Consider the following 24,745-nt stretch of genomic DNA (forward strand, 5'->3'; position numbering starts at 1 on the left):
CATCGTCATCGCGCCGTCTCCCCTTCGCCCTTGCCATGGCCCGAATAGGCCTCGTCCGGCGACATACTGCCGCGATGGCCGGCCGCGCGGCGGTCCTCGCAATGGTCGGTATCCGAGCAAACGAACATCCGCCCGCCGCGGTCGTCGAGGATCACCTCGTCGAGATAGACGCCCTCCGCGCCGCACAGAGCGCAGGGCTCGTCGAATGTCTGGATCTCGAAGGGATGGTCCTCGAAATCGAGGCTCACCACCCTTGTGTGCGGCGGAATGGCGTAGATCCGCTTCTCTCGGCCCGCGCCGAACAGCTGCAGCGCCTCGCTCATGTCCATCTTCGGGTTGTCGAACTTGGGCGTCGGCGAGGGATCCATCACATAGCGACCAGACACCAGCACCGGATAGGCATAGGTGGTCGCGATATGGCCGTGACGGGCGATATCCTCGTACAGCTTGACGTGCATCAGGCCGTATTCCTCGAGCGCATGCATCTTGCGCGTCTCGGTCTCGCGCGGTTCCAGGAAGCGCAGCGGCTCGGGGATCGGCACCTGGTAGACCAGCACCTGTCCGGCCTGCAGCTTCTCTTCCGGGATGCGGTGGCGCGTCTGGATGATCGTCGCCTCGCGCGTTTTCGTGGTCACCGCGACGCTGGCCACCTTCTGGAAGAACGCACGGATCGACACCGCATTGGTGGTGTCGTCCGCCCCCTGGTCGATGACCTTCAGGACGTCCTGCGGCCCGAGGATCGAGGCAGTCACCTGCACGCCGCCGGTGCCCCAGCCATAAGGCATGGGCATCTCGCGACTGGCAAAGGGCACCTGGTATCCGGGAATGGCGATGGCCTTGAGAATGGCCCGGCGGATCATCCGCTTCGTCTGCTCGTCCAGATAGGCGAAGTTGTAGGTGGCGAGGTCGTCGCCGAGTGCGGTTGCAGCGCTCATTCGGCAGCCTCCTGCGTGTCGCTTTCACGTGTCTGCCGCGCCTCGAACTCGGCCCGCATCCGGCGGACGAGATCCAGCTCCGCCTGGAAGTCGACATAGTGCGGCAGTTTCAGATGCTCGACGAAGCCCGTCGCCTGGACGTTGTCGGCATGGGAGATGACGAATTCCTCGTCCTGCGCCGGGGCAACGCGGTCCTCGCCCAGCTCGCCGGCGCGCAGCGACCGGTCGACGAGTGCCATCGCCATCGCCTTGCGCTCCGACTGGCCAAACACCAGGCCATAGCCGCGGGTGAACTGCGGCGGCAGTTTCGCCGAGCCGGCGAACTGGTTGACCATCTGGCATTCGGTCACGCGGATGCGGCCGAGCGAGACGGCAAAACCGAGCTCGGGCACGTCGATCTCTACCTCAACCTCGCCGATGCGGATCTCGCCGGCGAAGGGGTGCGTGCGCCCGTAGCCGCGCTGGGTGGAATAGCCGAGAGCCAGCAGAAAGCCCTCATCGCCGCGCGCAAGAGCCTGAAGGCGCAGATCGCGCGCCATCGGAAACTCCATCGGCTCGCGCGTCAGGTCGCCGGAGGGTTCCTGAGGCATCTCGGCCGGGTCTTCCGAATAGGCCCGCTCGATCAGGTCTTCCTGCGCCAGAATGTCGGCGACGCGGGTCAGCGGCTCGCCTTCGCTTTCGCGCGCCGGGGCCGGCGCCACCGTCTCGTCGCCGGCAAGGGCAGGATCGAGCAGGCGATGCGTGTAGTCGAAGGTCGGACCGAGAACCTGTCCCCCGGGCAAATCCTTGTAGGTGGCCGAAACCCGCCGCTCGGCAACCATCTCGCCGGTCTCGACCGGCAGCGAGGCACCGAAGCGCGGCAGGGTCGTGCGATAGGCGCGCAGCAGGAAGATCGCTTCGATCATGTCGCCCCGCGCCTGCTTGACGGCCAGCGCGGCAAGCTCAGGCGCGTAGAGGGAGGCTTCCGCCATCACCCGGTCGACGGCCAGCGCCAGCTGCTCGACGAGCTGTTCGACGGTGATCGAGGGAAGGGACCGGTCGCCGCGGCGACGGTCGGCCAGCATCTTGTGGGCGTTGGCAATGGCCGCCTCGCCGCCCTTGACTGCGACATACATCAGCCCGCCTCCGTCTCGTTGGCATGGGATACGACCGTGCTGCGCGGCAGCGCCATCATGCGCAGCCCCGCGACGAGCACGACATCGACACCGCGCGGAAAGAGCGCCCGGTTCGCGGCGCGTTGAGCCACGAAATCTTCCGGCAGACCGACCGGCCCCACGATCCGCTGACCGTCGATGCCGGGCCCCTCCAGCATCAGGCGCACGCCGCCCTCCAGCGCCTCCACCTCGACCACCAGCGTCGTCGAGCGGTCGGGATATTCCTGCGTTCCGACGGCAAAGGCGTCCATTGCCGGCATGTTCGCGCCCCTTGCGAAGGCGAAAGCGGACCTTTCGGCCCCCAGCACCACCGGCGCACCGCACTGGAAGGACAGCCAGGCCCGCACGCTCTCGCTGTCGGCCCCTTCGCCGAGCCAGACCGGCGTATCGGGATCGCACATCGCCAGCGCCACTGCCCCGGAGCCCTGCCCCAGCGGCGCGGGCGGCGCGATGGAGACGGGAAGATCATGAACGGTGCCGGGGCGGGCCATCGCATCCATCAGGGCGCGAAAGACGGCCTGCGCCTCGAAAACCGGACCGTTGAAGCCGCCGGAGACGGCAACCGTGGAAAGAAGGGCTTCGGACATCAGTCGTCTCCCCGGACCATTGTGAAGAAGTCGACGCGGGTGGCCGCCGCCTCGCGCTTGACGCGGGAGATCTCGCCCGCACGGGCCGCTGCCAGCGGCGCCAACACGTGCGCCTCGATGTCGTCGCGGCGCGCGCCGTCGCTCCACATGGCAGCAAGCACCGCAGAAAGGCGCGCCTTTGCCCTGTCCTGTCCCAGCGCATAGGCGTGGCCGACGGTGCCGCCGGCGAGCCGGACGGTGGCCCGCGTCACCGCCGCCTCTCCAAGGTTGAAGGGGGCACCGTCGCCGCCGATGCGGCCGCGCACCATGACCAGCCCGATCTCGGGTCCGCGCACCGGCATCGCCTCCGGCAGGTCGCCGAGCGCCGCCGCGCAGGCCGCGATCTCCACGCCGGGAGAGGCCGCCAGCACGTCCATCAGCCGCTTGAGGCCAGGCCCCGCCTCGCTTTGCGTTTCAGCTTCCGCCATCTGCCGCTCCGTTCCTGAATTCGCACTTGCCCGGACGATTGCCAGTCTCCGCAACCGCGGCGGCATGCCCTTAGAGCTCCAGGCTGACTACACCCGCCACTCATATTTGTCTAGTATTATAGACAACCGACAGAATGGAGCCTACAAGTTCCGCGTGACGACGGCATGACAGCGCCGGCCCGCCCCCTCGTCCTTGGGCATGGGCCTGGGCATGGGCAAGCACATGCCCCGACAGTTGTTGGCTGTCAGCGCCCGGCCTTGCTAGAAGAGCGAGGGCCGAAGCGGCGGCGAAGGGACATGCATGAGCGGAATTGAACGGCAGACGGGGGTCGCCCTGTGGCGGCAGATCGCCGACGAAATTCGCGCTGCCATCGGCAATGGCGATCATGACGACACGGGGCGCCTGCCGACCGAGGCGGTGCTGGCCGCGCGCTTCGACGTCAACCGCCACACGGTACGGCAGGCCCTGGCGGCACTTGCCCGGGAAGGCGTCGTGGAGACCGTACAGGGGCGCGGCACCACCATCGTCCCGCGTCGTCGCGTCACCTACCCGATCGGCACCCGCACCCGCTTTTCCGCCGGCCTCGGCGGGCAGGTGGCTCAGGCCGTTACGCGCCTCGTCGGCGTCTCGCAGGAAAGCGCGACACCGGAACTTGCGGCTCAATTGCGGCTCGCCGAGGGGGCCCCGCTGCTCCGGCTCGAAACGCTTGGCGAGGCGGACGGGGTCCCCCTGTCCCGCGCCGTCCACTGGTTCGACGCCGAACGCTTCGCCGGACTGCCCGACGCCTATCGCCGCGAAGGATCGATCACGCGGGCGCTGGCGGCCTGCGGCGTCGCCGATTATGTGCGTCAGTCGACGGAGATTTCGGCAGCCCCGGCCACCGCCTCCGACCGGGCGGACCTTGCCCTGCAGCCCGGTGCCGTGGTCCTGCTCACCCGTTCGCTCAACGTCGATGCGCAGGGGCATCCGATCCAGGCCAGCCACAGCCGCTTTGCCGCAGACCGCGTCAGCCTCTCGGTCGCAACCGAGCCCGGCTCGTCGTCCTGAGCAGAGGAGCGTTGTGCAGCCTAGGAAGCGCGCAGGCGGCCAGCCAGCCGCTCGAGCATCGCAAGACATGCTCCGAGCTGATCGAGCGATACGAACTCGTCCGGCTTGTGGGCCTGCGCGATCGAGCCCGGGCCGCAGACGACGACCGACATTCCCAGCTGCTGGAACAGGCCGGCCTCCGTCCCGAAGGAGACGACATCGGCACCGTTGGCGCCCGTCAGTTCGGCGACGATGCGGCGCGCCTCGTTGTCATCCACCGGCTCCAGCCCAGCGACCTCACCCACCACTTCGCGGCGGATCGAAGCTTGCGGGTGCACGGCGCGCATGGCCGGCAGCAGCTCGTCGTGGACATAGGCATCGATGGCTTCGCACACATAGGCACGGTCGGCCTCGGTGACGGGGCGCATCTCCCAATCGAGGCTGGCCAGCCCGGGAATGACGTTGTGCGCCACGCCGCCCACAAGCCGCCCGAGCTGCAGCGTCGTCCAGGGCGGATCGAAGCGGCTGGCCGCAGGCGCCCTCTCCTTCAACTGCTCCTTCAGCTCCATCAGCCGCATGCCGTAGCGCAGCGCATATTCCACCGCGTTGACGCCGGCATCGGGAGCCGAGCCATGCCCCTCCAGGCCGCGAAAACTCGTGGTGTACTCGCAGCAGCCCTTGTGCCCCTCGATGATCCGCATTTCCGTCGGCTCGCCGATGACGGCGAGCGCCGGCCGCACGCCCATGCCGGGCAACTCGCTCACCAGTTTGCGAGCACCCAGGCAGCCGACCTCCTCGTCATAGGTCAGGCAGATATGCACCGGTCGCGACAGCTTCGACGCGGCAAAGAGCGGCGCCGTCGCCAGGACCGCGGCGATGAAGCCCTTCATGTCGCAGGCACCGCGCCCGTACAGCAGCCCATCCGCCTCGCGCATGCGGAACGGATCGGACGACCAGTCCTGATCCGCCACCGGCACCACATCGCTATGGCCGGACAGCACGATGCCGCCATCCTCGTTCGGACCGATGGTCGCGAACAGGTTGGCCTTGCTCCCGGTCTCGTCGACCATCACCCGGGTCTCGGCGCCTAGGTCTCCCAGCCGGTCCGCGGCCCAGGCTATGAGCTCCAGATTGCCGTCGCTCGAAACGGTGGCGAAGGAGATCAGCTCCCCGAGCAGGGTCTTGGTGTCGTCGATCAGTGCCATACCGGTCCGTCCTGCCGCCTTAATCCTTGACGAAGAGCGCGCGCGGACGGTTGCACAGGCACTCCGCCGGGCCGTCTTCGCGGATCAGGATGCTCTCGGTGATCTCCAGCCCCCAATTGTCCATCCACAGGCCCGGCATGAAGTGGAAGGTCATGCCTGCTTCCAGCACCGTGTCGTCGCCCGGACGCAGCGAGATCGTCCGCTCGCCCCAGTCCGGCGGATAGGACACGCCGATCGGATAGCCGCAGCGCGCGGCACGGTCGATGCCGGCCCGCTCCAGCGGAGCGCCCAGCGCCTGTGCGATATCGCTGGCCCGGTTGCCGGTGCGCGCGGCCTCAAGACCAGCCTCCAGCCCCTCGACCAGCGCCTTTTCCGCATCCAGCAGAAATTGCGGCGGCTTGCCGAGATAGACCGTCCGGCAGAACGGCACGTGATAGCGCCGGTAGCAGCCGGCGATCTCGAAGAACGTCGCCGTATCGGCGGCGATGTGCCGCCCGTCCCAGGTCAGGTGGGGCGCCGCCGCATCCGATCCGCTCGGCAGCAGCGGAACGATCGAGGGATAATCGCCCCAGGCGTCCTCCGTGCCGCGGATCGCGTCGGCGTAGATGTCGGCGACCAGATCCGTCTTGCGCATGCCGGGATGGATCCGGTCGAAGATGCCGTCGATGATCTTCTCCGAAATCCGCGCGGCCCGGCGCATGAACACAAGTTCCTCGTCGGACTTCACCGCACGCTGCCAGTTCACCAGCGCTGTCGCGTCGACGAAGGTCGCCTGTGGCAGTTCCTCCTGAAGGGTCAGGAAGGCCTTGGCGGAAAAGTAGTAGTTCTCCAGCTCCACGCCGATCCGGGCCTTGCCGAGCCCGGCCTCGCGGATCAGCTCCGCCAGCGTCTGCATCGGATGGCGAACGGTCGATTGCACATAGTGGTCGGGATAGAACGCCACCCGCTCATCGGGCATCCACACGGTGCGCACCGCTCCGTTGGCGTCCTGCCGGCGGCCCCACCAAAGGGGATCGGCGTCATGGAAGACGAGGACGCCCTGATGGACGTAGAATGACCAGCCGTCATAGCCGGTCAGCCAGGCCATGTTGGCAGGATCCTCGACGAACAGAACGTCGATGTCCCGCTCGCGCATTTCCTTGCGCACCTTTTCGAGTCGCCTGGAGAATTCCGCATCGGAAAACGGAAGTTCGGTGGCCGGCATTCCTGTCACTCCCCAACGGCCGGACATTCGCATGGCGATCCGGCAGATCATCGGCGCACTGTGCACGCTCCCCCTGCCATTTGAAAACCCGTCAGAATGAACCATCGCGGCCGCGTCTTGAACGCCGTGGCATCCTCTGGCAGATGGACTCTCCTGCCCCAACCCCGCTATGACCCTTGCATGATCCGCCTCGACGACCGTGACATCGCCATCCTGAAGGTCCTTTCCCGCGAGGGCCGCCTGTCCAAGGCGGAGCTCGCGCGGCGCATCAATCTCAGCCCGACGCCCTGCTGGGAGCGGCTCAAGCGGCTGGAAAAGGCCGGGGTCATCGAGGGCTATCGGGCCGAGGTCGCCCTGCGCAAGACCGCCCCCCACGTCACCGTCTTCGTCACGCTCGAGCTGGAAAACCACAGTTCGGCGGCCTTTCAGGCCTTCGAGCGTGCGGTGGAGACCTATCCGGAGATCGTCCAGTGCTGGGCGCTCGGGGGTGGGTTCGACTACCTGCTGCAGGTGGTCACGCGCGATGTCGACAGCTATCAGCGGCTGATCGACCGGCTGCTCGACCAGGGGCTCGGGCTGGCCCGCTACTACACCTACATCGTCACCAAACCGGTGAAGACGGGACACGCCCCGCCGCTCGATCTGCTGCTCGGCAAGGCAGACTGATCGGCCTGCCGGCCAGCCGCAAAAAAGACGAATCGTCTCCCTCGCCGGGCCGCTTCAGACGCTTGTTCCTCCGTTTTCGCGCCATGGTGTCCCCGTCGCGGCGAACAGCGCCGCATCGACCCAGTCACATGCGGGAGACGGAACATGACGGCACCGGTCACCAGATCCGCGGAACGGACCGCCCCTCTTCTCGAGGACGCCCGCCTGCTCAGGCAGTTCTCCTATGTCGCCGGACGCTGGTCGGCGGCAACGGACGGCCGCACCTTCCCGGTGCGCAACCCCGCCGACGGCAGCCGGCTCGGCGATGTGGCCAGCCTCTCCGCGGATGAGGCGCGCGCTGCCATCGACCCCGCGCACAAGGCCTTCTCCAGTTGGTCGGCCCTCCTGCCTCAGGAGCGCACGCGTCTTCTGCGCCGCTGGTTCGAGCTCATCTGCGACAATCGCGAGGATCTCGCCCGGCTGATGACGCTGGAGCAGGGCAAACCGATTTCCGAGGCGCGCGGCGAGATCGACTATGCGGCTGCCTTCGTCGAGTTCTACGCCGAGGAAGCCCGCAGGCCGGATACGCAGAGCGTCACCTCGCACCTGGCGGATGCGGAGATGGAGACCTGGCTTGAGCCGGTTGGCGTCGCGGCCCTCGTCACCCCGTGGAATTTCCCTTGCGCGATGATCACCCGCAAGGCCGCGGCGGCCCTTGCCGCCGGCTGCACCGTCCTCGTCCACCCCTCGCACGAGACCCCGTTCTCGGCGCTTGCGCTGGCGGAACTGGCCGAGCGCGCCGGCTTTCCGGCAGGCGTCTTCAATGTGGTGACCGGCGATGCGGCGACCGTGGTCGGCGCCTGGATGGACGACGCCCGCGTGCGCGCCGTGTCCTTCACCGGCTCCACCGAGATCGGCCGCCTGATCTACCGGCAGGCCGCCTCGACGGTGAAGCGCCTTGTGCTGGAGCTGGGCGGCCACGCGCCCTTCCTCGTCTTCTCCGATGCGGATCTGGAGCGTGCGGTGGCAGAAGCCGTCAAGGCGAAGTTCGCAACCTCGGGCCAGGACTGCCTCGGCGCCAACCGCTTCCTCGTGGCGCGGCCGCTCTACAAGGCCTTCTGCAAGCGCTTCGCCGAGGCGACGGCCGCGCTTACCGTGGGACCGGGACTGGAAGACCCGGCCATCGGCCCGTTGATGAACGAACGCGCCGTCGCCAAGCAGGAGACACATGTCGCCGATGCGCTGGAGCGCGGCGCGAAGCTGCTCACCGGCGGCAAGCGTCTTGCGGCCGGCCCGCTCTTCTACGCACCGACGGTGTTGTGCGACGTGCCGGACGATGCGCTGATCATGCGCGAGGAGACTTTCGGCCCCGTTGCGGCGATCCGCCCCTTCGACAGCGAGGAAGAGGCTGTCAGGATCGCCAATGATAGCGAGTACGGCCTGATCGCCTATGTTCACAGCGAGGATCCGCGCCGCATCTACCGCCTGTCGCGGGCCCTGCGCTACGGCATGATCGCCGTCAACCGGACCAAGGTGACCGGCGCGCCGATCCCCTTCGGCGGCATGAAACAATCCGGCATCGGCCGGGAAGGCGCCGCCGATGGCATGCGCGCTTTCATGGACCTCAAATACGTCTGCCGCGACTGGGCCTGATGCCCGCCGGCCTCAACCAAGGGAGCTATTCATGCTGACCAACGACCAGCTCGACAAATGGGACCGGGAGAACTTCTTCCACCCTTCTACCCATCTGGCACAGCACGCACGCGGCGAAAGCCCCTCGCGCATCGTCACCGGCGGTGACGGCGTGTTCATCGAGGACCGGGACGGCAACCGTCTGCTCGACGCCTTTGCCGGCCTTTACTGCGTGAATGTGGGCTACGGCCGCACCGAGATCGCCGAGGCGATCGCTGCGCAGGCGAAGGAGCTCGCCTACTATCACGCCTATGTCGGTCACGGCACCGAGACCTCCATCACGCTGGCGAAGATGGTCTTGGACCGCGCGCCGTCCAACATGTCAAAGGTCTATTTCGGCCTCGGCGGATCGGACGCCAACGAGACCAACGTAAAGCTGGTCTGGTACTACAACAACATCCTGGGCCGGCCGGAGAAGAAGAAGATCATCTCGCGCTGGCGCGGCTATCACGGCTCCGGCCTGATGACCGGCTCGCTCACCGGCCTGGAGCTGTTCCACAAGAAGTTCGACCTGCCCTTTGCGCAGGTGCTCCATACCGAAGCGCCCTACTATTTCCGCCGTCCGGACCTCGACATGAGCGAAGCCGACTTCACGGCCCATTGCGTCGCCGAGCTGGAAGAGCTGATCGCCAATGAGGGCGCCGACACCATCGCCGCCTTCATCGCAGAGCCGGTCCTGGGCACGGGCGGCATCGTGCCCCCGCCGGCCGGCTACTGGAAAGAGATCCAGCGCGTGCTGAAGAAGCACGACATCCTGATGATCGCCGATGAGGTGGTCACCGGCTTCGGCCGTCTCGGCACCATGTTCGGCTCCGATCACTACGGCATCGAGGCCGACATCATCACCATCGCCAAGGGCCTGACCTCGGCCTATGCGCCGCTGTCCGGCTCGATCATCTCCAAGAAGGTCTGGGAGGTGCTGGAACGCGGCACCGACGAGAACGGCCCGATCGGCCACGGCTGGACCTATTCCGCCCACCCGATCGGCGCTGCAGCCGGTGTCGCCAATCTCAAGCTGATCGATGACATGGGCCTGGTCGCCAATGCCCGCGAGACGGGCGCCTATTTCAACCAGGCCATGAGCGCGGCCCTTGCCGGCCATGCGAAGGTCGGCGACGTGCGCGGCGAAGGCCTTCTGTGCGCGGTGGAATTCGTCGACGGCAAGGCCTCGCGCCGCTTCTTCGATCCGTCCGCCAAGGTCGGCCCGGCGGTTGCCAGCGCCCTGCTGAAGCGCGGCGTCATCGGCCGCGCCATGCCCCAAGGCGACATCCTCGGCTTCGCGCCGCCGCTGTGCCTGACCCGGGCCGAGGCCGACCGCATCGTCGAGGAGACGCGCGCGGCCGTCACCGAGGTCTTTGCCTGAACCGGCAAACCACCGTCACGATACGAAAAGGGCCGGAGCACATGCTCCGGCCCTTTTTCCGTTTTTGAACTCCGAAAGGCGGATCAGGCCGGCAGGCCGGCCTCCGCCGGCCCGCTTCCCCCCGCCGGTTCGTCCGGTTCCAGCAGGTCGGCCACCGTATGGAAGGCCCGGATGATCGAGGCCTGATCCTCCGCACTCATCGCCGCCATGCCGGAAAAGAAGCGCTTGTGAATGAGCGGAGGAGCATCGGCCAGCACCGCCTTGCCGGTTTCGGTCAGCTCCGTATGGACAATCCGTCGGTCGACGGTGCTCCGGCGCCGGGTGATGAGACCGCGCAGCTCCAGCTTTTCCAGGATCGTCACCGTCGTCGGCGGGCTGATATTCGCCACGCGCGAAATCTGCGCGGTCGTTGCCGCCTCGAAGTCCCGCACGGCATTCAGCACGACGATCTGCGGGATCGTCAGACCGGTTTCGCGCGCCACCCGCTTCGACCGCACGTCCATCGCCTGCACGATCCGCCGGATCGAGCGAATGACATCGCTTGCATCCTTTTGGGCTGCTGCGCGTTCGTCCGTCACGGGCTCTCTCCTTGGGTTGATTCTCGTCGGATAGCTCGTAGAAATAATTACACCACAAAAGATTTGATTTCAAATAATTTGTACACTAACTAATAACGCAAGCCAGCCACCGGATCCGGTGGGCCCTGTGCCCGCCCCGATGGCAGAAGTCATCCGCAAGCCTCGGAAAACCGGACCTTGCGGCAACACGAGAAGCAGCAAAGGGGCTTCCTTTCATGTGCGGTATTGCCGGCGAATTTCGCTTCGATGGACAGTTTGCGGATGCGGAGGCAGTCGCCCGGATGACCGAGCGTCTGGCGCCGCGCGGTCCCGACGGATCCGGCGTGATGGCACAAGGACCCGTGGCGCTCGGCCATCGGCGGCTGAAGATCATCGACCTGTCGGAGAAAGCGGCCCAGCCCATGGCCGATCCGGCGCTGGAGCTCTCCATCGTCTTCAATGGCTGCATCTACAACTACCCGGAGCTGCGCAAGGAGCTGGAGGCCAAGGGCTACAGCTTCTTCTCGCACGGCGACACCGAGGTGATCCTCAAGGCGTTCCACGCCTGGGGCGCCGACTGCGTGAAGCGCTTCCACGGCATGTTCGCCTTCGCGGTCCATGACCGCCGCGACGGCTCGATCACGCTGGCGCGCGACCGCTTCGGGATCAAGCCGCTCTACCTTGCAGAAAAGGGCAAGCGCCTGCGCTTCGCATCCACCTTGCAGGCGCTGCTGGCCGGCGGCGATGTCGACACCGGCATCGACCGGGCGGCGCTGGCCTGCTTCATGAGCTTCCATGCGGTCGTGCCCGCCCCGCGTACGATCCTGTCGGGCGTGCGCAAGCTGCCGCCCGCGACCGTGCGCCGGATCGAGGCCGACGGGAGCTCCAGCGAACATCGCTACTGGAACGCTTCCTACACCCGCCGCGAAGAGGACAACGGCCTGTCCGCCGACGACTGGCGCGACCGGGTACTGGAGGCGCTGCGCCTCGCCGTGCGTCGGCGCATGGTCTCGGACGTTCCGGTCGGCGTGCTGCTGTCCGGCGGCGTCGACAGCTCGCTGATCGTCGGCCTCCTTGCCGAGGAGGGGCAGAAGGACCTGATGACCTTCTCCATCGGCTTCGAGGAAGCCAATGGCGAGAAAGGCGACGAGTTCGTCTATTCCGACCTGATCGCCGAGCGCTTCGGCACCGACCATCACAAGATCTTCGTGCCCTCGGCCGATCTGATGACATCGCTGCCGGACACCATCGCCGCCCAGTCCGAACCGATGGTCTCCTACGACAATATCGGCTTCTTCCTGCTCAGCCGCGAGGTCTCCAAGCACATCAAGGTAGTGCAGTCGGGCCAGGGCGCCGACGAAGTGTTCGGTGGCTATCACTGGTATCCCCCACTCGCCGGCTCCAATGATGTGGTCGCCGACTATGCCCGCGTCTTCTTCGACCGCTCGCGCGAGACGATGGGCCAGCACCTGTCGCCCGAGTGGATGGCGGACAAGGACGAGGCCCTCGACTTCGTCGCCGCTCACCTGATGCAGGGCGGAGCCGAAACCCCGGTCGACCGGGCTCTGCGCCTCGATGCCGAGATCATGCTGGTCGACGACCCGGTCAAGCGGGTCGACAACATGACCATGGCCTGGGGCCTGGAGGCGCGCGTTCCCTTCCTCGACCATGAGCTGGTCGAGCTCGCAGCACGCATCCCGCCTGAGCTGAAGCTGGCCCAGGGCGGCAAGGGCGTCCTGAAGGAAGCGGCCCGCAAGGTCGTCCCGCACGAGGTGATCGACCGCAAGAAGGGCTACTTCCCGGTGCCGCAGCTCAAGTACATCCAGGGCCCCTATCTCGACATGGTGCGGGATGCCCTGACCTCGGCTCCGGCACGCGAGCGCGGGCTGTTCCAGAAGGACTATCTCGACAGCCTCTTTACCGACCCGACGGCCCACATCACGCCGCTCCAGGGCTCCGAGCTCTGGCAGGTGGCCCTGCTCGAGCTCTGGCTGCAGACCAACGACATCTGAGGACACGACGATGACGGCAAGCAAGACCGGCGGTTCCGGGGGGAAGCGCGGCGAAGGATCGGGGCGCACGCCCCGCGACGCCCGCCAGAAGGACGCACGGCACCGGGACGCCTATTCGCACCGGCTAAAGCGCATGCGCGAGCACGGCCTGAAGCCGCCGATCGACAACCAGTCCAGCGACGCACCGGCGGTCACCGCCGAATGTGCGCTGGATCTCGGCTGGGGGCGCCTGATCTTCGGGCAGACCTTCTCCGAGCCGGAACGGCTGGTCGCGACGCTGGAGGGCGAGCTGCCCGACCGTCGCGACATCGCCGTCTATGTGCGCGATCCGCACGTGCTTCTGGCAAACGCCCCGCAGGAGATCTTCCTCGATCCCTCGCATACGTTTCGTCTCGACCTCTCCACCTACCGGGCGTCCAAGCGGGCGCCTTCCGGCTTCTTCCTGCGCCGCCTGACCTCGCAGGCCGATGCCGAGGAGATCAACCGCATCTATGCCGGGCGCGGCATGGTCCCCGTGCCGCCGGACTTCTTCTGGTCCAAGCGCGATGCCCGCTCGATCTGCTACTTCGTGGCCGAGGACGAGGTCAGCGGCGAGATCCTCGGCACCGTCACCGGCGTCGACCACTTCCGCGCCTTCAACGATCCCGAGCGCGGCGGCTCGCTGTGGTGCCTTGCGGTCGATCCGCAAGCGCGCCATCCCGGCGTCGGTCAGGCCCTGGTGCGGCACCTTGCGGAGTATTTCGCGGCACGCGGCCTTGCCTATCTCGACCTTTCCGTCATGCACGACAACGACCAGGCCATCGCGCTCTACGAAAAGCTCGGCTTCCACCGGGTGCCGTATTTCACCGTCAAGCGGAAGAACCTGATCAACGAGACCCTCTATACCGGCCCCGATGTCGACGACGCGCTGAACCCCTACGCCACGATCATCGTGCGCGAGGCGCGCCGCCGGGGCATCCGGGTCGAGGTCACCGATGCCGAACACGGCTTCTTCTCGCTGTCCCAGGGCGGCCGCACGATCCGCTGCCGCGAAAGCCTCAGCGAACTGACCAGTGCCGTCGCCATGTCGATCTGCGACGACAAGACCGCAACGCGAAAGGTGGTCGAGGGTGCCGGCGTGCATGTGCCTGCGCAGATCCTTGCCAGCGCCGGCGACGACGCGCTGGAGACCTTCCTGCGGGATCACGGCAAGGTCGTCGTCAAGCCCGCACGCGGCGAGCAGGGGCGCGGCGTCTCCGTCGGCCTCACCTCCATGGACGACATGCGCGCCGCCATCGATGAGGCCCGCCAGCTCTGCGACACGGTGCTGGTAGAAGAATGCGTCGAAGGCCAGGACCTGCGCCTGATCGTCATCAACTACCGGCTGGTTGCCGCCGCCATCCGCCGGCCGCCGACAATCGTGGGCAACGGCCGCAGCACCATTCGCGAGCTGATCGAGGCGCAGAGCCGCCGCCGCGGCGCGGCAACGGGCGGCGAGTCCCATATTCCGCTCGACGCAGAGACCGGGCGCACCATTGCCCAGGCCGGCTATACGCTGGACGATGTTCTGGAGAGCGGGACGCAGCTGCAGGTGCGCCGGACCGCAAACCTGCATACCGGCGGCACGATCCACGACGTCACCGACATCGTCCACCCCGTGCTGGTGGAAGCGGCGGTCCGCTCCGCGCGCGCCATCGATATCCCGGTGACCGGTATCGACCTGATGGTCGCCTCCCCGACCGAGGCCGACTACCGCTTCATCGAGGCCAACGAAAGGCCGGGCCTGGCGAACCACGAACCGCAGCCGACCGCCGAACGCTTCGTCGACCTGCTGTTCCCGCTGTCCATGCCGTCGACAGCCCGTCAGGTCGTCGCCGACCAGCATGCCAACCAGGGGGCCACATGACACGACTGAACATCGACACGGACTATCTCGCCGACACCCTGAAGGCGCTGCTCGCGATCCCCAGCCCCACGGGCTACACCGACACCGTGGTTCGCTATGTCTCGACCGAGCTGGAGCGCCTCGGCCTTCCGGTCGAGCTGACCCGTCGCGGCGCCATCCGCGCGATCTGGTGCGGCCATCAGGCCCGCGGCGCGCGCGCGCTCGTCTCGCATCTGGACACGCTCGGCGCGCAGGTGAAATTCCTCAAGGAGAACGGCCGGCTGGCTCTGGTTCCCATCGGCAACTGGTCGGCACGCTTTGCGGAAGGCGCGCGCGCCACCCTGTTCTCCCATTCGGGCGCCTATCGCGGCACCATCCTGCCGCTCAAATCGTCGGGCCACACCTTCAACGAGGAGATCGACACCTCTCCCATCGGCTGGGACCATGTGGAGCTGCGCGTCGATGCCCTCGCCTTCGGCCGGGCGGATCTCGACCGCCTCGGTATCGAGGTGGGCGACATCATCGCCATCGACCCGCAGCCGGAGTTTCTCGAAAACGGCTTCATCATCTCCCGCCACCTCGACAACAAGGCCGGCGTCGCGGTCATGCTGGCGGCGCTGAAGGCGATGACCGAGGCCAAGGCAGAAACGCCGGTCGACATCCACTGGCTCTTCACCATCGCCGAGGAAGTCGGTGTCGGCGCCTCCTCGATCATCACCCACGACGTCGCCTCGCTGGTCGCGGTCGACAACGGCACCACGGCACCGGGGCAGAATTCGAGCGAGTTCGGCGTCACCTTCTCGATGGCCGACCAGACAGGCCCCTTCGACTATCACCTGACGAAGAAGCTCGTGGACCTCTGCCAGGAGCACGACATCCGCTACCAGAAGGACGTCTTCCGCTACTACCGCTCGGACTCCGCATCCGCCATCGAGGCGGGCGCAGACGTGCGCACCGCCTTGATCACCTTCGGCATCGACAGCTCGCACGGCTACGAGCGTATCCACATGCATGCGCTGCGCTCGCTGGCCGAGCTGATCACTGCCTATGCGGCCAGCCCGGTGGAAATTCCCCGGGACTACGAGGAAACGGCCGGCGTTTCCGGCTTCACCCGTCAGCCGACGGCGGAAGCAGAACAGACCCTGACACCGGATGCGGAAAACACCGACCTGCCCCAGGGCTGAGACGCGCCCTCAGAGCGCGAGGCCGCATGCCTCGAACGCGGCGCGGGTCGCCTCGCGCTCCGCATCGGTCAGCTGCAGCAGCGGCGGGCGCACAGGCCCGCCAACCTGACCCAGCAGTTCCTGCCAGTATTTCTGGTGCGCCTGCGGCTTGCCGCCCGGCCGTGTGCCGCGCAGCGCCTTGCGCACCGGATCGAGGCTGGAGCTGATCGCCTTTGCCCGCTCGGCATCACCGGCAAAGGCGGCCTGCGTGTAGTCGTGCATGCGCCGGTCCTTCGCCGTCTGCAGCAGGTAGGGAGGCGAGGAACACAGGTAGAGCTGCCAGCCGAGCTCGAGGATATTGTCGAGCCACTCTTCTTCGGAAGCGGTGGAGACCAGGATCTTGTCGCCGACCATCTCCGTCAGCTGGACATACATCGGCCGCGGCACGCTGTACTTGATGGCGACGATGTTCGGCAGTTCCGCTACCCGGGCGCACAGCTCCGGGCTCATCAGATAGCCCGAATCCGGGTGGCTCCACATGGCGATGCCGATGTTCACCCGCTCGCAGATCGCCTTGTAATACTCGTAGACCGTGTCGTCCTGATCGCTGATGAAATGCAGGACCGGCGCATGCACCACGATGTAGTCGGCACCCACCGCTTCCGCGTGGCGGGCGAGCTCGATCACCGTGTCGAAGTTCTGGTCCGAACAGGACATGATCGTCCCGGCCTTGCCCGCCGTCTCCTCCACCGCGATCTCGAAGTTGCGCTTGCGCTCGGCGAGCGACATGGAGAAGAACTCGCCCTGCTTGCCGGCGATGAACAGCCCGGCGATGGCGAGATCGTCCACCCAGTGACGGATGTTCGACCGCAAGCCTGCCTCGTCGAAGGAGAAATCCTCGCGGAAGGGATTGAGCGCCGCTGCCCAGATCCCCTTCATGTTGGCGCGGGCATAGGCCTTGGCGTCGAGCCTCGAATAGTTCATTTCGGTCACCTCGTTGGAGCCGAGCGCAGGGCGCGCCACAGCGCCTCGGCGGTCAGCGGCATGGACAGGATCGCGGCGCCATGGGGGCGCAGCGCGTCATTGGCGGCATTGAGGATTGCGGCCGGGGCGCCGATGGTGCCGGCCTCGCCGACCCCCTTGGCACCCAGCGTGTTGGCGGGCGAAGGGGTCGACATTTTGCCGATGGAAAGGTTCGGCATGTCTGACGCGCGCGGCAGCGCGTAGTCCATTAGCGAGCCGGTCAAGAGCTGACCGTCGGCGTCGTAGACGATGCGCTCCATCAAGGCCTCGCCGATCCCTTGCGCGAAGCCGCCCCGGATCTGGCCCTCGACCATCATGGGATTGATCACCGTGCCGATGTCGTCGCAGCAATGCGCCTCCTCGATGGTCGGCGTGCCGGTGTCCGGATCGATGGTCAGAAGGACGAGATAGGCGCCATAGCCCCAGGCTTCGCCCTTGGCCTCGTAGACCACCTCGGCGCTCACCGGCTTGCCGCGATCTGCGCCGTCTTCGAGCTTCGCCAGCAAAGCGTCGCAGGCCTCGGCAAGCGCACTTCCGCCGATCGGTGTGCTGCGGCTGGCCAGCGCCCCGATGCCGGTCGGACAGTCGTCGGTGGACCCGTGCAGCACGCGCACCCGCTCGAGCGGCAGGGACAGCCGGTCAGCGGCGATCTGGGCAAAGGCCGTCTCGCGGCCGTGGCCCTGGCTGCTGCCGCCTGTCTCCACATCCGCGCTCCCGTCCGGATGCAGCGTCACCCGCGCGCTCTCCCAGCCCGTTCCGCAGGGCTCGACATAGAAGGCGAGGCCAAGACCGGCGACACCACCCTCGGCCCGGGTCCTGTCTCGCGCCGTCTTCAACCGATCGTAATCCGCGTCCCGCGCCAGCTTGTCGAGCAACTCGGCATAGCGGCCGGAATCGAGCTTTGTACCGGTCGGCCCTGTGTGGGGCAGTCGGTCGGGGGATAGAAGGTTGCGCCGGCGGATCTCCAGCGGATCGATACCGCTGGCGCTGGCGGCCTCGTCGACGAGCCGCTCCATCAGGCAGTTGGCCTCCGGCCGCCCCGCACCGCGATAGATGCCGACCGCCGCGCTGTGCGACAGGCGCGCCCGCGAACGGATGTCGACCGCCGGAATGTCGTAGCCGCCCGGCAGGATACGCCCGGCATTCCAGGCCGGAATGCCGGCGCTGTTGGGCAGCCAGTGGCCAAGCGGACAGTCGACGGCGGCCTCGAGCGCCAGGAAGCGGCCCTCGGCGTCGAGCGCCAGCCGTCCCCGGCTGCGCGCGCCGCGTCCATGCGTTGCGGAAATCAGGTCCTCGCTGCGGCTCGACGCCCAGCGAACGGAACGGCGAAAGCGGAAGGCGGCCCAGACGGCGAACACCTCTTCCGGGTACAGCGAGGCCTTCATGCCGAAGGCACCGCCGACATCCGGCGCCCGGACCGCGATGCGCGCCTCTTCGATGCCGAGTATCCGGCAAAGCTCACGCCGCGCCCGGTGCGGCGTCTGGGTCGAGTACCAGACCAGCGCACGATCCCGCTCCGCGTCGTAGTCGACAGCGATGGCACGCGGCTCAAGCGGGGATGGGGCAAGGCGCGGGTGCTCCACCTCCACCTCGACCACGAGGTGCGCAGCGGCGAAGCCGGCGGCCACGTCTCCGCAGGACCAGTCCCCGCGAAATCCGGGCGCATCCCCGTTGGAATAATCCGGTGCCGCACCGTCCTCGTCGATGTCGACGCCGATCAGGTCCGCCGCATCCTGCGCGGTGGCCCTTTCGCCTGCCAGCACCGCCGCGACCGGCTGGCCGACGGCCGCGACAGAGCCGCATGCAAGGACGGGGAACTCGGCCTCGCCCTCGAACGGCAGGACCGGATTGACGGCGAGCCGGCCAAGGGCCTGGCCATCGCGCGCGCCGAAGCCCGAGAGATCGTTCCCTGTCACCACATGGGCGACGCCGGCCATCTCCCGTGCAGCCTCTACATCGCAGCCAAGAATGGTGCCGCGCGGCAAGGGACTGCGGACGAAGGCGAGATGCAGCGCATCGTGCAGCGGAATGTCGGAAACGTAGCGGCCCTGCCCGGTCACAAGTGCATCGTCCTCGCGGCGACGCACGGCACGTCCGACAAGCGCATTGGCGTCGGCTACGCCCTCGTCCCGCACCGTCTGCGAAGCATGCCCGGTCTTCATCGTCACAGCGGCCACCCGTCCTCCCGCGTCCTGCCCTGACAGCGGGCCGGCGTCTGTTGGGCGGAGAGTGGCGTCGTTCAGATATCGCAGCAAATACCATGTTTCAAATCTGCTATCTGGATATTGGATAGCAAATCACCTGCTGTTCGCGCAGGATGGAAGGCAGGATATCCTTCGGAGCCTTGCATGAAACACGTCGCGATCATCGGCTACGGTGCCATCGCCAGCCATGTCATCCGTGCCATTTCCTCATCCTCCGCCGTACGGCTCGGCGGCGTGATCGGTCGTGCCGAACGCCTCGCGGCGGCACGGGAAGCGGTCGGACCGAACGTCGCCGTGGTCGAGAGTATCGACGGTCTCGCGGCGCGTCCCGACCTTGTACTGGACTGCGCCGGCCATCCGGGCCTGATCGCCCATGGTGCCGTCATCCTGGAACGCGGCATCGACCTCGTCAGCGTCTCCGCCGGAGCACTGGCCGACGCGGCGCTTTACGAAACGCTGGCGCGCGCAGCTTCCGCTTCCGGAGCGCGCCTTCGCATCGCCTCCGGCGCCATCGGCGGTCTCGACGTCCTGTCGGCGGCGCGGCGCGGCGGGCTCGACCGGGTGACCTATCGCGGCCGCAAGCCGGTCGCCAGCTGGCGCGGCACGCCGGCGGAAACCGTGCTCGATCTCGACACTCTCAAGGATGCCCGGATCCATTTTCGCGGCACGGCACGCGAGGCCGCGCGCCTTTATCCGAAGAACGCCAACGTCACCGCCAGCGTCGCCCTTGCCGGCATCGGCTTCGATGCGACCGAGGTGGAACTTGTCGCCGACCCGACCTGCACCTCCAACTGCCACGAACTGGAGGCGGAAGGCGCCTTCGGCAATTTCTCGCTGCGCCTCAACGGGTACCAGCTGGCCGACAATCCGAAGTCGTCGGCCCTCACCGCCATGAGCATGATCAACGCCGCGCTCTCGCTTGAAGAGCCGATCCTGGTTGCGTGAGCCCGGTCGATCAGGTACCGGCTGAGGGCGCGCCCCTCGCGCAAGGACGGCCGATGAGCGAACCGACACCGAAGCATTTCCGCATCGTCGAGCGGATCCTGACCCGGCTGAAGCTCAAGCAGCTTCGCCTGCTGGTGGCGGTCGAGCGGCACAATTCGATCCTGCATGCCGCACGCGAGCTGAACCTGTCGCAGCCGGCCGCAACCAAGCTGATCAAGGATCTGGAGACCGACTTCGGCGTCATGCTCTTCGAGCGGACCAACCGGGGCGTCGTCCCGACTATCTACGGCGAGGCGCTGGCCCGCCACGGCAAGCTCATCTTCGCGCAGATCTCGCACGCCGCACAGGAACTCGACGACCTGTCGGAAGGCTCCAGCGGCCGGATCGTCGTCGGCACCCTGCTGGCCGCCTCCGCCTTGCTTCTGCCCCGCACCATCGCCCGGGTCCTCGCCGAAAAGCCCAACCTGTCGATCAAGATCCAGGAAGGCACCAACGAGGTGCTGATGCCGGCTCTGCGCTCCGGCGAGCTCGATCTGGTGGTCGGGCGCCTGCCCACGCACCGGCACCGCGACGAGTTGCTTCAGGAACGGCTCTACGAGGAGAAGGTCATCGCCGTCACCCGCGTCGGACACCCGCTGCAGGAGCGCAAGAAGGTCACCTTCGCCGACATGATGGAGTACGGCTGGATCCTGCCGCCGCCCGAGACCACCCTGCGCCGGCAGATCGACATGGTCTTCCTCGACCACGGCCTGTCCTCGCCGATTAATGCGGTGGAATCGGTGTCGTTCCTCGCCAATCGCAGCCTGCTGGTCAATTCCAGCATGATCGGCGTGCTGCCGAGCCACGTCGCCGAGCAGGACATCGCCGCCGGCATCCTCGCCCGTGTCCCATGGGACGTGCCGATCCCCATCGGCCCGGTCGGCGTCTCCTACCGCAAGGGCCGCAGCCTGACGCCGGCCGCGAGCTTCTTCCTGGAGCAGCTGCGCCAGGTCGCCGCAACCTTCTGAGAGGGTTTCAGCGGATCAGCACGGTCGAGATCGACGGCGCCCAGCTCAGCAGCAGCAGCACCGCAGCGACCGCCGCCAGGAACGGATAGAGCGCGCGGAAGATCGCCATCGGCTTCGCCCCGCTCATCGCCGAGGCGATATAGAGCCCTGCTCCCACCGGCGGGGTCAGAAGACCCAGCACCAGGTTGAGGCAGACGATCACCCCGAACTGGAACGGGTCGATGGCATAGTGGGTCTGCGCGATCGGCAGCAGGATCGGCACCACCAGGATCACCGCGGCGATGCCGTCGATCACCATGCCGATCAGGAACAGCGCCAGATTGACGATCAGCAGGAAGACGAAGGGATCCGAGGTCAGCGTGGTGATCTGCGCCGCCAGCTTCTGCGGAATCGCCTCGTAGATGATCACCCAGCCGAAGACATTGGCCGAGGCGATCAGAAAGATCACCAGGCTGGAATTGGCGGCGGTGCGCACGAACAGCGCGCCGAGCCGGGTGATCTTCAGCTCGCCATAGACGAAACGGCCGATCACGAAGGCCACCAGCGAGGCGACGGCCGCCGATTCCGTCGGAGTCGCGATGCCCAGGAGAATGCCGCCGACGATGGCCAGCGGAATGAGCGCGGCCGGCAGGCAGTCGCGGATCGCGGTAAGCGCCACTCCCGGCGACATCCACTCGCCCTTCGGGAACTGCTCCTTGAGGCCGACCAGCGCGACGATGACGAAAAAGCTCGCGGAGAGAAGCAGGCCCGGCAGGATGCCGGCCATGAACATGTCGCCGATGGGGATCTGCGCCAGCACGCCATAGATGACGAACAGCATGGACGGCGGAATGATCGGCGACAGCAGCCCGCCGGCCGCCGTCGTGGCGGCGGCGAATTCCCGGCGGTATCCCTCCTCCTCCATCGCCGGCACCATGGCCCGCGACATTACCGCGATCTGCGAGGCGGCCGAGCCGATGATCGCCGCCATGAACATGTTGGCGAGCAGGTTGATATAGGCAAGGCCGCCGCGAAAGCCGCCGACGAAGACCCGCGCCGCCTGGATCAGCCGCTGGGTCAGGCCGCCCTCGTTCATCAGCTCGCCGGTCAGCATGAACAGCGGGATCGCGAGCAGTCCGTAGCTCTCGACGCCGGCGAAAAGCTGCTGCGCGAAGCTGGAATACAGCACTGTGTTACCGCTGGCCTGGATGTACCAGACCGCCGACAGGCACAGCACCAGGCTGATCGGGACGCCCGCGAAAAGCAGGACGAGAAAGACGACGCCGGTCATTCGCCGCTCCTGCCGGGAGCAGCGAGCGCGGGAAGCGAACGCGACAGGTTGGCCGCCGCGTGCAGCAGGAAACCGAAGGTGAAGAGGATCATGATCAGCCAGACCCAGGCCTTGCGGATCCCCAGCGTGGTGGTCGGCTCCGCATAGATGAAGTTGAAGGTGTTGCCCTGGAAGGCCTCAATGTCGAAGCCGGCGGCCGCAAGGCCCGCGGGATCGAACCACAGCCAGCAGAACCAGCCGAGCGCGACGCCGAAGCCCAGCGCCACTAGGTCGAGCACGGCGACAAGGCGCGCCTTCGCCCGGTCCGACAGCATGTCGCCGACCAGCGTCACCGCCACGGCGCTGCGATCATGCACGGCAGCGGAAGCGGCGAGGAAGGTCATCCAGATCATCGTGTAGATCGCCGCCTCGTCGATCCAGTAGATCGCCATGCGGGCGGAGCGGGTGGCGACGTTGATCAGGATCAGGACGGTGATCATCCCCGCAAGCAGGGCGGCCACGGCGATCTCGCAGCGCGCCCACAAGGCCGACAGGCGGTACAGCATCGCGGGACCTCCCTCCCTCTGACGCGACAGCGCGGGCGGCGATGTCCGCCATCCCGCGCCGGCAATCTCCGGCAGAACGCCGGGCGGCGACAAGCCGTCCCGGCGCGGCCTGCCTCAGCGAGTTTCTTCGGCCACCTTGCGCAGGCCGGCAAGAGCCGGAGCCTTCTCGGTCCAGATCGCCTCCCACTTGGCAATGGCATCGGCAAAGAACGCGGCATCCGCCTCGACGACCGTCTTGCCCGTGCCTTCGATGGACAAAAGCCACTCGCCTTCCTTCTGGACGTAGGTGTCGATGGCCCCGTCGAGATGGCGCTTCATCAGCTCGGCCACCGTCTTGCGATCGCCCTCGGACAGGCCCTGCCAGACCTTGGCCGAGACCAGCCCGACCATCGGGAACATCATGTGGTTGGACAGCAGGATCGTGTCGGCGTGCTCGTAGTACTTGAGCCCCCAGATCAGCTCCGCGTCCATGTCGATGGCATCGACCTGGCCGTTGGCGAGCGCATCATAGACCGCCGGCAGCGGCATCGGCGTCGAGGCGGCGCCCAGCGCGTTGTAGAAGTCCTTGATCGGTTCGAACGGGGTAATGCGCAGCTTCTTGCCCGAAAGGTCCGCCGCCGTCGTCACCGGCGACCGGCTGACGATCTGGCGCAACCCGCCCATCGAGTAGCCGATGCCGACGACACCGGCCTTCTGCGGCAGGCCCTGGAGCAGGCCGGTGGCGACGTCAGAGCGCAGGATGCGGGCAGCATGGCCCACATCATCAGCCAGGTACGGCGCGTAGAAGGCACCGAAATCGGGCACCCGGTTAGACACTTCGGCGATGGTCAGGAAGGCCATGTCGAGCGCGCCCGTCTGCAGCTGCTGCATCATCTGCGCCTCGTTGCCGAGCTGCTGCGAAGGAAACACGGTGACGCTGTGCTCGCCGCCGGAGGCCGACTTCAGCTCGTCGGCGAACGAGTTCGCCGCAACCGTCCAGATATGCGGCGGCGGGGTGATCAGGCCGAGGCGGAATTCCTTCGCCTCCGCAAGGCCGGCGCCCAATGTCGCCATGGCAATGGCTGCGGGCAAGAGACGGGCAAGATGCTTGGCTTTGGTCATATCATGCTCCTCCCGGCACGGCGCTGCCCCGGCGGGCGGGCCGGCCGTCTTCAGTCGATGGGAATGGTCGGGACGCGGCGCCCGGTTCGTTCAGAGAACGACCCAGCCTTCCGGCGGCTCCTTGCCGGGATGCAGCGTGCCGCAGTTCGGGCAGGTACGGTCTTCCTCGGAGGCGTAGAACGCCTTGTAGACCGGCGGCAGGTCATCGACGATCGACTCAAGGTCGAGCTCGGCGCGATGCACCAGGTGCTGGCATTCGAAGCAGTACCACTCGATGGCATCGAGCGCGCCTTCGGGGCGCGACGGCTCGATGACGAGGCCGATCGATCCCTCCTGCGGGCGCTGCGGCGAGTGGCGCACATGCGGCGGCAGCAGGAAGATCTCGCCCTCGCGGATCGGCACGTCGTAGAACTCCTTGCCGTCGTAGAGCTTCAGGACCATGTCGCCCTTGAGCTGGTAGAAGAACTCCTCGACCGGATCGTCGTGATAGTCGGTGCGCTTGTTGGGCCCGCCGACCACGGTGACCATGAGATCCGCGTCCTTGAAGACCTGCTGATTGCCGACCGGCGGCTTCAGCAGGTGCTTGTGCTCGTCGATCCATTTCTGGAAGTTGAAGGCCGCAAGTCTCGACATTTAAAGCTCCCCGCACTGGCTGGCTCGCGCACGGCGCCGCTTCTTTCAGGGCCCCCGCCCCACGGTCGTCCGCACGTTTTTCTCAGCCAAGGAGACGGCAGAGTGGTATGTCAATCAAATACCAATATTCGAAGCAGATATA

The 24,745-nt window shown here is 66.9% G+C and carries 22 protein-coding genes; 9 read left to right on the forward strand and 13 right to left on the reverse strand.

Annotated features, from left to right (window positions below; all coding sequences use genetic code 11):
• Positions 1–5: 5 nt before the first annotated feature.
• From H7H34_RS16955 to phnG, 4 genes are read right to left on the reverse strand one after another with little or no spacing between them, the layout of a single operon-like run.
• Complete coding sequence (locus H7H34_RS16955) at positions 6–935, reverse strand: alpha-D-ribose 1-methylphosphonate 5-phosphate C-P-lyase PhnJ (RefSeq protein ID WP_185925874.1); 930 nt, start codon at positions 933–935, stop codon at positions 6–8.
• Positions 932–2,050 carry a carbon-phosphorus lyase complex subunit gene (locus H7H34_RS16960; protein ID WP_185925875.1) on the reverse strand — a complete coding sequence of 373 codons (1,119 nt, stop codon included), beginning with the start codon at positions 2,048–2,050 and terminating at the stop codon, positions 932–934. Before H7H34_RS16960 ends, H7H34_RS16955 begins: the two co-directional genes overlap by 4 nt.
• A complete protein-coding gene (gene phnH, locus H7H34_RS16965) occupies positions 2,050–2,676 on the reverse strand; it encodes a phosphonate C-P lyase system protein PhnH (RefSeq protein WP_120269309.1) in 627 nt (208 codons plus the stop codon). The genes H7H34_RS16960 and phnH overlap by 1 nt, the downstream gene beginning before the upstream one ends.
• Positions 2,676–3,143, reverse strand: a complete 468-nt coding sequence (phnG, locus tag H7H34_RS16970; RefSeq protein ID WP_185925876.1) for a phosphonate C-P lyase system protein PhnG — start codon at positions 3,141–3,143, stop codon at positions 2,676–2,678. Before phnG ends, phnH begins: the two co-directional genes overlap by 1 nt.
• Before the next feature lie 301 nt (positions 3,144–3,444).
• Here phnG and phnF point away from each other — a divergent pair, with 301 nt between their 5' ends.
• The gene (gene phnF, locus H7H34_RS16975) at positions 3,445–4,191 is read left to right on the forward strand and encodes a phosphonate metabolism transcriptional regulator PhnF (protein ID WP_185925877.1); all 747 of its coding nucleotides are present in this window, start codon (positions 3,445–3,447) and stop codon (positions 4,189–4,191) included.
• Between the two features lie 20 nt (positions 4,192–4,211).
• Here phnF and argE read toward each other — a convergent pair whose 3' ends face one another.
• A complete protein-coding gene (gene argE / locus H7H34_RS16980) occupies positions 4,212–5,375 on the reverse strand; it encodes an acetylornithine deacetylase (protein ID WP_185925878.1) in 1,164 nt (387 codons plus the stop codon).
• A 19-nt stretch (positions 5,376–5,394) separates the two neighbouring features.
• Entirely contained in the window at positions 5,395–6,579 is a 1,185-nt protein-coding gene (gene doeA, locus H7H34_RS16985; RefSeq protein ID WP_185925879.1) for an ectoine hydrolase DoeA, read from the reverse strand.
• Positions 6,580–6,759: 180 nt separating this feature from the next.
• Between doeA and H7H34_RS16990 the strand changes: the two genes are divergently transcribed.
• The 3 genes from H7H34_RS16990 to H7H34_RS17000 all read left to right on the forward strand — a co-directional run bounded on the left by H7H34_RS16990 (position 6,760) and on the right by H7H34_RS17000 (position 10,279).
• Entirely contained in the window at positions 6,760–7,245 is a 486-nt protein-coding gene (locus H7H34_RS16990; RefSeq protein WP_199681246.1) for an Lrp/AsnC family transcriptional regulator, read from the forward strand.
• 144 nt (positions 7,246–7,389) lie between these two features.
• Positions 7,390–8,877: an NAD-dependent succinate-semialdehyde dehydrogenase gene (locus tag H7H34_RS16995; protein ID WP_185925880.1), complete on the forward strand. Its 1,488-nt coding sequence runs from the start codon at positions 7,390–7,392 to the stop codon at positions 8,875–8,877.
• Between the two features lie 31 nt (positions 8,878–8,908).
• Complete coding sequence (locus H7H34_RS17000; protein WP_185925881.1) at positions 8,909–10,279, forward strand: aspartate aminotransferase family protein; 1,371 nt, start codon at positions 8,909–8,911, stop codon at positions 10,277–10,279.
• A gap of 83 nt (positions 10,280–10,362) precedes the next feature.
• Here the strand turns inward: H7H34_RS17000 and H7H34_RS17005 are convergent, their stop codons facing one another.
• Complete coding sequence (locus H7H34_RS17005; RefSeq protein WP_371811415.1) at positions 10,363–10,857, reverse strand: MarR family winged helix-turn-helix transcriptional regulator; 495 nt, start codon at positions 10,855–10,857, stop codon at positions 10,363–10,365.
• A gap of 215 nt (positions 10,858–11,072) precedes the next feature.
• On the opposite strand from H7H34_RS17005, the gene H7H34_RS17010 reads away from it, so the two are divergent.
• The 3 genes from H7H34_RS17010 (at position 11,073) to H7H34_RS17020 (ending at position 15,896) form a co-directional block, all read left to right on the forward strand.
• On the forward strand, positions 11,073–12,848 hold the full coding sequence (locus H7H34_RS17010; RefSeq protein ID WP_185925882.1) for an N-acetylglutaminylglutamine amidotransferase: 1,776 nt from the start codon (positions 11,073–11,075) through the stop codon (positions 12,846–12,848).
• A gap of 133 nt (positions 12,849–12,981) precedes the next feature.
• Entirely contained in the window at positions 12,982–14,733 is a 1,752-nt protein-coding gene (gene ngg / locus H7H34_RS17015; protein ID WP_245165468.1) for an N-acetylglutaminylglutamine synthetase, read from the forward strand.
• Entirely contained in the window at positions 14,730–15,896 is a 1,167-nt protein-coding gene (locus H7H34_RS17020) for an osmoprotectant NAGGN system M42 family peptidase (RefSeq protein WP_185925884.1), read from the forward strand. The genes ngg and H7H34_RS17020 overlap by 4 nt, the downstream gene beginning before the upstream one ends.
• Before the next feature lie 9 nt (positions 15,897–15,905).
• Here H7H34_RS17020 and H7H34_RS17025 read toward each other — a convergent pair whose 3' ends face one another.
• A complete protein-coding gene (locus H7H34_RS17025) occupies positions 15,906–16,859 on the reverse strand; it encodes a dihydrodipicolinate synthase family protein (protein ID WP_185925885.1) in 954 nt (317 codons plus the stop codon).
• A gap of 5 nt (positions 16,860–16,864) precedes the next feature.
• Positions 16,865–19,075, reverse strand: coding sequence for a xanthine dehydrogenase family protein molybdopterin-binding subunit (locus H7H34_RS17030; protein WP_371811416.1), 2,211 nt, complete (start codon positions 19,073–19,075; stop codon positions 16,865–16,867).
• A gap of 171 nt (positions 19,076–19,246) precedes the next feature.
• On the opposite strand from H7H34_RS17030, the gene H7H34_RS17035 reads away from it, so the two are divergent.
• Positions 19,247–20,047, forward strand: a complete 801-nt coding sequence (locus tag H7H34_RS17035; RefSeq protein ID WP_185925886.1) for an aspartate dehydrogenase — start codon at positions 19,247–19,249, stop codon at positions 20,045–20,047.
• A 53-nt stretch (positions 20,048–20,100) separates the two neighbouring features.
• Positions 20,101–21,054: a LysR substrate-binding domain-containing protein gene (locus H7H34_RS17040; protein ID WP_158193456.1), complete on the forward strand. Its 954-nt coding sequence runs from the start codon at positions 20,101–20,103 to the stop codon at positions 21,052–21,054.
• A gap of 7 nt (positions 21,055–21,061) precedes the next feature.
• Here the strand turns inward: H7H34_RS17040 and H7H34_RS17045 are convergent, their stop codons facing one another.
• From H7H34_RS17045 to H7H34_RS17060, 4 genes are all read right to left on the reverse strand, one after another.
• On the reverse strand, positions 21,062–22,324 hold the full coding sequence (locus tag H7H34_RS17045; protein WP_185925887.1) for a TRAP transporter large permease: 1,263 nt from the start codon (positions 22,322–22,324) through the stop codon (positions 21,062–21,064).
• Entirely contained in the window at positions 22,321–22,869 is a 549-nt protein-coding gene (locus tag H7H34_RS17050) for a TRAP transporter small permease (protein ID WP_185925888.1), read from the reverse strand. The genes H7H34_RS17045 and H7H34_RS17050 overlap by 4 nt, the downstream gene beginning before the upstream one ends.
• Before the next feature lie 114 nt (positions 22,870–22,983).
• The gene (locus H7H34_RS17055) at positions 22,984–23,970 is read right to left on the reverse strand and encodes a TRAP transporter substrate-binding protein (protein WP_185925889.1); all 987 of its coding nucleotides are present in this window, start codon (positions 23,968–23,970) and stop codon (positions 22,984–22,986) included.
• A gap of 90 nt (positions 23,971–24,060) precedes the next feature.
• On the reverse strand, positions 24,061–24,603 hold the full coding sequence (locus tag H7H34_RS17060) for a 3-hydroxyanthranilate 3,4-dioxygenase (RefSeq protein WP_185925890.1): 543 nt from the start codon (positions 24,601–24,603) through the stop codon (positions 24,061–24,063).
• Between the last annotated feature and the right edge of the window lie 142 nt (positions 24,604–24,745).

Origin of the sequence: Stappia sp. 28M-7 (genome assembly GCF_014252955.1) — a bacterium.
Classification (GTDB): domain Bacteria; phylum Pseudomonadota; class Alphaproteobacteria; order Rhizobiales; family Stappiaceae; genus Stappia.